Source organism: Mesorhizobium sp. M1365, from assembly GCF_040317865.1.
GTDB lineage: Bacteria > Pseudomonadota > Alphaproteobacteria > Rhizobiales > Rhizobiaceae > Mesorhizobium.
Window position 1 is genome coordinate 1 of the sequence record NZ_JAMYLG010000092.1, and the last position, 4,686, is coordinate 4,686.

At 57.6% G+C, this 4,686-nt stretch carries 5 protein-coding genes and 2 pseudogenes; 6 read left to right on the top strand and 1 reads right to left on the bottom strand.

Going from position 1 to position 4,686, the window contains the following annotated elements; genetic code table 11:
- Positions 1 to 74 precede the first annotated feature (74 nt).
- The 4 genes and pseudogenes from NKH04_RS32880 to NKH04_RS32895 all read left to right on the top strand — a co-directional run bounded on the left by NKH04_RS32880 (position 75) and on the right by NKH04_RS32895 (position 3,114).
- Positions 75 to 764: an MBL fold metallo-hydrolase gene (locus NKH04_RS32880; RefSeq protein ID WP_353045591.1), complete on the top strand. Its 690-nt coding sequence runs from the start codon at positions 75 to 77 to the stop codon at positions 762 to 764.
- Positions 728 to 1,546 (top strand): annotated as a pseudogene (locus tag NKH04_RS32885) (IS630 family transposase); the annotation flags it as partial. The gene NKH04_RS32880 and the pseudogene NKH04_RS32885, both read left to right, overlap by 37 nt.
- Positions 1,547 to 1,667: 121 nt before the next feature.
- Complete coding sequence (locus NKH04_RS32890) at positions 1,668 to 2,465, top strand: sterol desaturase family protein (RefSeq protein WP_352542677.1); 798 nt, start codon at positions 1,668 to 1,670, stop codon at positions 2,463 to 2,465.
- A 19-nt stretch (positions 2,466 to 2,484) separates the two neighbouring features.
- Positions 2,485 to 3,114 (top strand): methyltransferase family protein, encoded by a 630-nt coding sequence (locus tag NKH04_RS32895; protein WP_352816893.1) that lies wholly within the window; start codon positions 2,485 to 2,487, stop codon positions 3,112 to 3,114.
- A 34-nt stretch (positions 3,115 to 3,148) separates the two neighbouring features.
- Here NKH04_RS32895 and NKH04_RS32900 read toward each other — a convergent pair whose 3' ends face one another.
- Positions 3,149 to 3,433: a hypothetical protein gene (locus NKH04_RS32900; protein ID WP_352816895.1), complete on the bottom strand. Its 285-nt coding sequence runs from the start codon at positions 3,431 to 3,433 to the stop codon at positions 3,149 to 3,151.
- Between NKH04_RS32900 and NKH04_RS32905 the strand changes: the two genes are divergently transcribed.
- Both NKH04_RS32905 and NKH04_RS33370 read left to right on the top strand, forming a co-directional pair.
- Positions 3,432 to 4,121, top strand: coding sequence for a phosphatase PAP2 family protein (locus tag NKH04_RS32905; RefSeq protein WP_353045590.1), 690 nt, complete (start codon positions 3,432 to 3,434; stop codon positions 4,119 to 4,121). The genes NKH04_RS32900 and NKH04_RS32905 overlap by 2 nt on opposite strands.
- Before the next feature lie 75 nt (positions 4,122 to 4,196).
- Positions 4,197 to 4,399, top strand: a pseudogene (locus tag NKH04_RS33370) (hypothetical protein); the annotation flags it as partial.
- Positions 4,400 to 4,686 lie beyond the last annotated feature (287 nt).

Consider the following 4,686-nt stretch of genomic DNA (forward strand, 5'->3'; position numbering starts at 1 on the left):
GAAAGCTTGACCCCAGCACTCCGGTGCTCAGGTTCTCCTGGCTGCCGGATGCGCACGTCTGCGGTCTTCACCGGATGCGTACCTTCCGGCATTGGCATCGCCGCAACGACGGCACCTTTTTGGCGCGCCTGGCGAATGCAGGTGTTGCTCCCGAGCAGATCGACTATGTGCTGTGCACCCATCTTCATATCGACCATTGCGGCTGGAACACACGATTGGTGGACGGGCGTTGGATACCGACATTCCCGAACGCCCGCTACATCATGGCGCGGCGCGAGTTCGAGGCCGCACAGGCCGCCTCCGGCGATGCCGACGAACGGACCTATGAGGACAATGTGCTGCCAATCGTCGAGGCTGGTCGGGCTGTGCTTGTCGATATGGATTATGAACTCGATGGCGAAGTGTGGCTGGAGCCGACGCCGGGCCACACCCCGGGGCACGTAGCCATCGGGCTGAGATCTCGAGGCGTAGGGGCAGTGTTTTCCGGCGATCTCATGCATTGGCCGATGCAATGCATATACCCCGACTGGAGCTTTCGGTACGACACGGACCCTGACCAGGCACGTCGGACGCGGTGGGCATTCCTGGAGGCTTGCTCGGACAATGGACGTATCGTCATGACATCGCATTTTCCCTTGCCGTCGGTGGGAACTATCTTGCGACGCCAGTCATCATTCTGGTTCGAGGATCATCAGCCGCCACAATCGCCGAGGACGCCGACCACGCGCTCGGACCCGAGGTGGCCGAGCGCGTGGTGGCGCTGACGCTTGTCAATCTGCCGGGCGAGACGACGCACTGGACCGCCGACATGATGGCGCAAGCGGCTGGCATCAGCGCAAGCGCTGTGCGTCGCATCTGGAAGGCGCACGGGCTGCAGCCCAACCGCTGGCGCCAGTTCAAGCTTTCCAACGATCCGCAGTTCGTCGATAAACTGCGCGACGTCGTCGGCCTCTATGTCGATCCGCCTGCTCACGCCATCGTGCTGTCGGTCGACGAGAAGAGCCAGATCCAGGCGCTCGACCGCACCCAACCCGGCCTGCCCATGAAGAAGGGTAGGCTCGGCACCATGACTCACGACTACAAGCGGAATGGCACGACCACACTGTTTGCCGCCCTCAACGTGCTCGACGGCTCCGTTATCGGCAAGAACATGCAGCGGCATCGCCATCAGGAATTCATCCGCTTTCTCAACGCCATCGAGGCGCAAATGCCGGCCAGCAAGGCCGTCCACGTCGTCCTCGACAACTACGCCGCTCACAAACACCCCAAGGTGCGGGCCTGGCTCGGCCGCCATCAGCGCTTCACCTTCCACTTCACACCGACCTCATGCTCGTGGCTCAACGCGGTCGAGGGCTTCTTCGCAAAACTGTCGAAGCGTCGCCTCAAACGAGGCGTCTTCCACTCCGTCGTCGACCTCCAGGCCGCAATCAACCGCTTCCTCGAAGAGCACAACCAGCAACCAAAGCCCTTCAGTTGGACCGCCGATCCCGACAAGATCATTGCCGCCGTCAAACGCGGGCACCAAGTGTTAGATTCCATCCACTAGGCGGGCTCTCAGCCTGACATGTTTGGCGCGCAAATTACCTTTTCAACTAATCTCCGAGAACCATTAGCTTGCGCTCAAGTTGGCGAAGTGCTTGGATTGCGTCTTGCCGGCGGGACGCCGTATGGACATTCTGAATATCAAAGCGCTCTTAATTGCGGTTCTGATCTTCGTTCCGATCGAATACCTGTTCGCTCTGCGCCCCCATCAAAAGATACTCAGGAAAGCCTTTTTCAACGATCTCATCTATGCGCTGTTTAATGGCATCCCGATAAGCCTTGGCCTGATCGCGGCTCTCACGCTAGCAACGAGTACGGTGGGGCGGCTGGTGCCGGCCTATGTCGGCAGCGCAGTATCATCGCAACCTGTTTGGCTCCAGGTATCAGAGATCATTGTCATTGCGGACGTTGGCTTTTACCTGGCCCACCGCACCTTTCACGCCGTTCCCTTTTTGTGGCGCTTCCATTCGATTCATCATAGCATTGAAGAACTGGACTGGTTGGCGGCGCACAGGATTCATCCTGTTGACCAGGCTCTGACAAAGAGCGCGTCGCTCGTGCCTGTATATCTGCTGGGTTTCAGCAGTCCGGCGATCGCCCTGTTTGCAATAATTTTTCACGTCCACGGACTTTTGCTGCACGCCAACGTCAGGCTGAACATCGGCCCGCTTCGGTGGTTGATCGCGTCACCCCAGTTCCATCATTGGCATCACGCTCACGAGCGCGCGGCATACGACAAGAACTTCGCAGGTCAACTTTCATTGATCGATGCGCTCCTCGGAACCATGTACCTGCCCGGTAACGCTGTCCCGGAGCGCTATGGCGTCGATGATCCGATTCCATCAACTTACGTCGAGCAACTCGCCTATCCAGTGATCCCGAAGGGCAGAATCAATGAAGCTCCCTCCACCAGAGATACGTGATTTCGTCGGGCGTGCAACGATGACACTCTACTTCACGTTCTGCGCGACTTTGAAGGCCGAAACGTTCTTGGTAGCTCTTGCCGGCGCAGAATGGACAGTGGCGTGGATTATCCATCTCACCGCAGATGTCGCCGCTGTCGGCTTTCTCGTGCTCATCGTTGGAATGACAGTGGCGCGTCTTCCGCCCCTGGGAACAGCGCAGGGAATTGAACCGCGAATCTCCGCGCTCATCGGATGCTTTGCCACCGCAACTTTGATCGCGGTCCCTCGCATCCAGGCAGCTCCGCAGATCGAGTTTGTTGCGGACCTGACCACCATAGTTGGTTTCGCGCTTTGCATCTTGTGCCTGTGGTGGCTCGGCAGATCCTTCAGCATCACTGCGCAGGCCAGACGGCTCGTCACGGCAGGCCCTTACCAGATCGTGCGCCACCCGCTCTACGTCTGCGAAGCGATCGTCTTGGTCGGTATTCTTCTCGGCAATGCGACATGGGCGACCGTCGGAATCTGCGCCATTGCCCTCGCTTTCCAATATCGGCGGCTCGTAAACGAGGAGAGGGTCTTGCGAGCGGTGTTCCCCGAATACGATGCGTATGGGCAGACCACGCCAATGCTCATTCCATCTTTATCCTCATTGTACTGGTGGCAGTGACTGTGCCCCATGCTGATCCGCAGTCTACTCGAAATCACTTAGTAATTATTGCCTTGGCTACAGCTCTTTTCGGGTTGATCGACATTTTGTGGCTGCCATTTTCCACAGTGGATTTTTCACCGAGGAACTGGATTGACATAGGCAAGGTGGCCCTTGTCCTCAGTGCATCTTGGATGGCATCGGCAATTGCGCTCCACAGAGTGCGATCTGACACAAGCCCAATTGCGAGCGTAATCAAATATCTTTGTGGCTGCCTGAGAATTGTGGTCGTTTCCGCAGCAGCTTTCATTCCGCTCGCCATCACCACGACCGTCTTCATGTACCTGGCGTCGGCCACCTCAAGGCCTCTGGCGGACCCGGTTCTAGCTTCTATCGATTCCGCCCTCGGTTTCGACTGGCAGTGGTTCCTCGCGACGACCAACAAGCCAATTACAGCATCCGTCCTGGTTTTTGCTTATCACGCCCTCGCGTTCCAAATGCCGTTCGTTCTGTTAATCCTCGCGGTGACAAACCAAGGAGAACGAGCACTGGAGTTTGTCGCTCTTCTAGCGGTTGCTTCGGTTTTCACGGGCGCAATGATGGCTTTGGCCCCAGCAGAAGGCGCTTATGCCTATTTCAAGCCGGCGCCGGGGCAATTTTCGAACTTCACCACTGATGCCGGAATGTGGCACCATCAAGTGCTTATGGCGCTGCGATCAGGCGAGCCGTTTGATCTGATTATGGCCAAAGGCACAGGGCTCGTCACGTTCCCGTCGTTCCACACGGCACTTGGATTGGCAGTGGTCTATGCCGCGCGGACCATCCGGCCACTTTTTATCGTGTTGGCCACGGTGAATGCCGCCATGATCGTGGCCACTCTGCCTGAAGGCGGTCATCATTTAATAGATGTAATCGCCGGCGTAGTCATCGGCATTTTCTCCATCATTGCAGTCAAGATGCCAAGCTATGTACGCGGAAAGGCCGACGGCGTTGCGAGATCAGCCGTGAGATCGGACGCGGACCACTGAGTTGGCCAGGGCCGTTGCCCTTCAGCTGCCTGGCAATGTCGTGGCGGCGGTGAGACACGGGGAGGAGGACCGCCGTCCTGCGGCCGCATCTGCATACACAGGAAGACGATCAACATCTCCACCGTGCTCGCCGGCCAGAGGCTCGGAATCACGAAGTCGACGACGGCATTTGGCTCGTCTCCTTCATGCATTATGATCTCAGATATATCGACTTGGAACAGAGGACCTTGCAGACCTACGACAACCCGTTCGGCACGAGGGTGTCACCCATGTCTTAGGTACAACTGTTACCCATGTCTCCGGGCCGCACAGTTTGAAGATGGTAGCGGAAGGCCGCTACATCGCAAGACGCCCCCATTGAGGAGGCATTCTTTTGCTATCGTCGCCAAGCGGCCTGACAGCAAATCGAGATCGAGCACCACGAACTCGGAAGCGAGTCGGGACGATGATGGACTGAGCGGAAACAAATAATTAGCGAGCTGTCAAGCGAAGTGAGGATTTGACCCCCAGGGCGAACTGAAGATTTGACCCCCTCATTGTTTTGCGGTTTCGTTGGTGCTGAGCG

Coding starts and splice junctions, on each gene's coding strand:
- NKH04_RS32880 (WP_353045591.1), top strand. CDS start 75: ATGCGTACCTTCCGGCATTGGCATCGCCGCAACGACGGCACCTTTTTG.
- NKH04_RS32890 (WP_352542677.1), top strand. CDS start 1,668: ATGGACATTCTGAATATCAAAGCGCTCTTAATTGCGGTTCTGATCTTC.
- NKH04_RS32895 (WP_352816893.1), top strand. CDS start 2,485: ATGACACTCTACTTCACGTTCTGCGCGACTTTGAAGGCCGAAACGTTC.
- NKH04_RS32900 (WP_352816895.1), bottom strand. CDS start 3,433: ATGAAGACGGTCGTGGTGATGGCGAGCGGAATGAAAGCTGCTGCGGAA.
- NKH04_RS32905 (WP_353045590.1), top strand. CDS start 3,432: ATGTACCTGGCGTCGGCCACCTCAAGGCCTCTGGCGGACCCGGTTCTA.